We start from the raw sequence: 3,564 nt of genomic DNA, 5'->3' as shown, positions 1-3,564 counted from the left end.
TGTTCAATGACATCGGACCGCGCTTTGCCGCGCGCAACGGGGGTTACACCCGTGTGCTGAAGATGGGTTTCCGCCAGGGCGACAATGCCCCCATGGCCTACATGGAACTGGTCGATCGCCCGGAATACGAGGCGCCCGCCGGCGAATAAGCCCCACCGCGCCCCCTGTGGGGTGACGTGTGTCGCTGCTGACGGCAGCGTGTGACAGAACGGACCCTGCAGGGTCCGTTTTGCATTGAGTCATGCTGGCCGGGGCCTGCCGCAGGTACAATGGGCGCATTGTCCACCTTGCCGTGAAACCATGACAGATCAGATACTTGGCGGCGATGTCACGCCGGTCGTGCGCCAGGCGGGCGCGCCCACCGATACGGTGGTGGTGCTGAGCACCGCACCTGACGAACTTTTGGCCAAGCGCATTGCCCATGTGCTGGTCGAAGCATCTCTGGTTGCCTGCGCGCAGGTGGGGCCGGCCGTCGTGTCCATGTATCTGTGGCAGGGCGAACTCGAAGGCACGGACGAGGTCCAGCTGACCTTCAAGACCACGGCGGATGCGCTGCCTGCCCTGTATGCGCGGCTGTGCGAACTGCATCCCTACGAGATCCCCGAATTCGTGGTGCTGGGCGCGCCGGCGGGCAGTCGTGACTACCTGGCCTGGGTTGCCCAGGCCACACGGGCCGCCGTCCAGAATGCCGCCGGGGATGCCTGACGGAACGTTCCCGATACTGTCTCCAAGGAATACTTCCATGCCGTACCTGCAGGACCTGGATTCGCAGCGGACGCCGGGTCCGTTTTTTTCGTGGGCGCGCCGGCTGCCGCACCACTTGGCGGGCCTGCTGTTGCTGCTGTTGGGCGGCCTGCTGGCTTCGGTGGCGGCCTGGGCGGCGGACGAATTCCTGGACCCCGAGCAAGCCTTCGTCGAATCGGTCGCCATGGCCGACCCCCTGACCCTGGATCTGCATTGGCAGATCGCGCCGGGTTATTACATGTATCGGGACCGCTTCGAGGTGCGCATCGAGGATGCGCAGGGCGGCTTGCTGCTGTTCCGGCGATCCGACCTGAGCCCCGCAGATACCGAGACCCGGGCCCCGGCCTGGGGCGACGCCCTGCTGCTGCCGCGCGGGCAGGTCAAGTACGACCCGACGTTCGATCAGGACATGGAGGTCTTCCATGATCAGGTGACGCTGCGGGCGGCGCTGCAGCCAGGTGCAGCGGGCCCCCTGCAGGTGTCCGTCACCAGCCAGGGTTGCGCGGATGCGGGCCTGTGCTATCCCCCCATGACGCAGACGTTGGTCTTGCAGGCCGATGGCAGTGGCTATCGGGCGGTGGGCGATTCGGTGCGTGACCGGGTGCCGCCGCCACGCGACGAGGCTGCGGCGCTTGCATCGACGGCTTCTGGATCGGCGACACAGGCCCCGGCAGGCGCAGCGCAGGCTGGAGCCTTCAGGCCGGAGGGCGCATCCTGGCTGGACCTGAGCGATGTGGGCATGGCGGCCTGGCTGCATCAGGCCCCGCTGTGGCAGATTCTGGCGCTGAGCCTGCTCCTGGGCATCCTGCTGTCGCTCACCCCCTGCGTGCTGCCCATGGTGCCTATTCTGCTGGCCGTGATTTCCGGCGGTGGCGCGGTGGGCCGGGCGCGTGGCCTCGGGCTGGCAGCCCTGTATGTGCTGGGCATGTCCCTGGTGTATACCGCGCTGGGGGTGGCGGCTGGACTGCTGGGCGCGGGCCTGGCTGCCTGGCTGCAGTCGCCCTGGGTGCTGGGCACCTTTGCCGTGCTGCTGGCGCTGTTCGCGCTGGCGATGCTGGATGTCTTTACCCTGCAGGCTCCGGTCGGCCTGCAGTCGGCGCTGCAGGCGCGCTTGCAGCGCTTGCCGGGTGGCCACGCGGGCGGGGTGTTCGTGATGGGTCTGCTGTCCGCCTTGATCGTTGGCCCCTGCATGGCGGCACCGCTGGCTGGCGTGCTGTTGTTCATCTCGCAGACCGGTGATGTCGTGGTGGGCGGCGCGGCCCTGTTTGCCCTGGCCTGGGGCGAGGGGCTACTGTTGCTGGCCGTGGGCGCGGGCGCGGGCGCCCTGCTGCCGCGCGCCGGGGGCTGGATGACGCCGCTGAAGGCTGGGTTTGGCCTGCTGCTGCTGGCAACGGCCTGGTGGATGGCGCGACCGCTACTGGCGGACGGGCTGTATGTGGCGGGCTGGGTCGTGCTGGCACTGTGGGCTGCGCTGCTGGTCTGGTCGGCGGCGTCCCAGGGTGATGCCAGCCAGGCCGGGCCATTGCGGCTGCTGGCGCGCGCCCTGGCCTTGTTGCTGGCATTGTGGGGGCTGGCGCAGGGCGCGGGTCTGCTGGCCGGAGGGCACGACATGCTGCGCCCCCTGGCGCCCTTTACCGTGGGCGCCGCCGGCGCCAGTGCCGGTGGCGTGGCGGCTGCCGCAGACCCTGCCGTCATCCGGGCCCGCTTCACGCGTGTGACGTCCTTGGCGGATCTGGAGGCGCGGCTGGCGGCCAGCGACCGGCCCGTGATGCTGGATTTCTATGCCGACTGGTGCGTGTCCTGCCTGGAAATGGAAAAATTCACCTTCAGCGATCCGGCCGTAGCCGAACGCATGAGTCGGATGCTGCTGTTGCAGGCGGACGTCACCCGCATGACGGACGAAGACCGCGCCCTGCTGGCGCATTTCGACCTGTTCGGCCCGCCGGGGATCTTGTTTTTTGCCGCTGGGCAAATGTTGCCCGAGGCCCGGGTGGTGGGGTTCAGGAAAGCGGATGCTTTCCTGCAGGTGCTGGATCGGGTGCTGGAATGAAATCGGACATGCACGCCGTGGCGTGCGGTCGCCCGCATCAATCCTGCGGTGGCTCGTCGGTCGTCTGCAGCGCAGTGCCTGCATCGGCTTCGTCTTCGGCCGGCTTGCGCTTTTCGATGGCCGAGGCGGCCAGGATGCCGATTTCGTACAGCAGGCACAGCGGCGCGGCCAGCAGGATCTGGCTGAGCACATCGGGCGGCGTCACCACGGCAGCCAGCACGAAGGCGCCGACGATCACATAGCCCCGGACTTCGCGCAGTTTCTTGACCGAGACCATGCCGGTCTTGACCAGCAGGATGACCGCAATCGGGACCTCGAAGGTCACGCCGAAGGCGATGAACAGGGTCAGCACGAAATTGACGTAGGCCTCGATATCAGGCGCTGGCGTGATGGACTGCGGCGCGAAATGGGCAATGAAGTTGAAGACCGTGTGGAAAACCACGAAATAGCAGAACGCCATGCCCAGCAGGAACAGCAGGGTGCTGGAGACGATCAGGGGCAGCGCCAGGCGCTGTTCGTGGCGGTACAGGCCCGGCGCGACAAAGGCCCAGGCCTGGTACAGGACGAACGGCAGGGCCAGTATGAAGGACGCCAGCAGGGTGACCTTGATCGGCACCATGAAGGGCGTGATGACCCCGGTGGCGATCATGCGCGTGCCCTGGGGCAGCGAGGCCAGCATGGGCTGGGCCAGGATGTCGTAGATCATCGACGGGCCCGGATAGATGAACAGCACCACGAATATGCCCAGCACGGCCATCGCGGCCCGCAGC

4 protein-coding genes are annotated in these 3,564 nt (G+C 67.4%); 3 read left to right on the top strand and 1 reads right to left on the bottom strand.

What is annotated here, in order from left to right; genetic code table 11:
• From RBR29_RS11110 to dsbD, 3 genes are all read left to right on the top strand, one after another.
• The coding region (locus tag RBR29_RS11110) for a bL17 family ribosomal protein (RefSeq protein WP_320349293.1) at positions 1–149 on the top strand (149 nt) is incomplete at its 5' end.
• Between the two features lie 151 nt (positions 150–300).
• Positions 301–705, top strand: coding sequence for a divalent-cation tolerance protein CutA (cutA, locus tag RBR29_RS11105; protein ID WP_320349291.1), 405 nt, complete (start codon positions 301–303; stop codon positions 703–705).
• Positions 706–742: 37 nt separating this feature from the next.
• Complete coding sequence (gene dsbD, locus RBR29_RS11100; RefSeq protein WP_320349289.1) at positions 743–2,794, top strand: protein-disulfide reductase DsbD; 2,052 nt, start codon at positions 743–745, stop codon at positions 2,792–2,794.
• Between the two features lie 37 nt (positions 2,795–2,831).
• Here the strand turns inward: dsbD and tatC are convergent, their stop codons facing one another.
• A complete protein-coding gene (gene tatC / locus RBR29_RS11095; RefSeq protein WP_320349287.1) occupies positions 2,832–3,563 on the bottom strand; it encodes a twin-arginine translocase subunit TatC in 732 nt (243 codons plus the stop codon).
• Between the last annotated feature and the right edge of the window lies 1 nt (position 3,564).

The organism is Castellaniella sp., assembly GCF_034007085.1.
GTDB lineage: Bacteria > Pseudomonadota > Gammaproteobacteria > Burkholderiales > Burkholderiaceae_B > Castellaniella.
Note: the sequence above shows the minus strand (reverse complement) of the source record. Positions and strands in the feature narration are given on the sequence as shown.

Excerpts from the sequence above, each read along its gene's own strand:
- cutA (WP_320349291.1), top strand. The coding sequence starts at position 301 with ATGACAGATCAGATACTTGGCGGCGATGTCACGCCGGTCGTGCGCCAG.
- dsbD (WP_320349289.1), top strand. The coding sequence starts at position 743 with ATGCCGTACCTGCAGGACCTGGATTCGCAGCGGACGCCGGGTCCGTTT.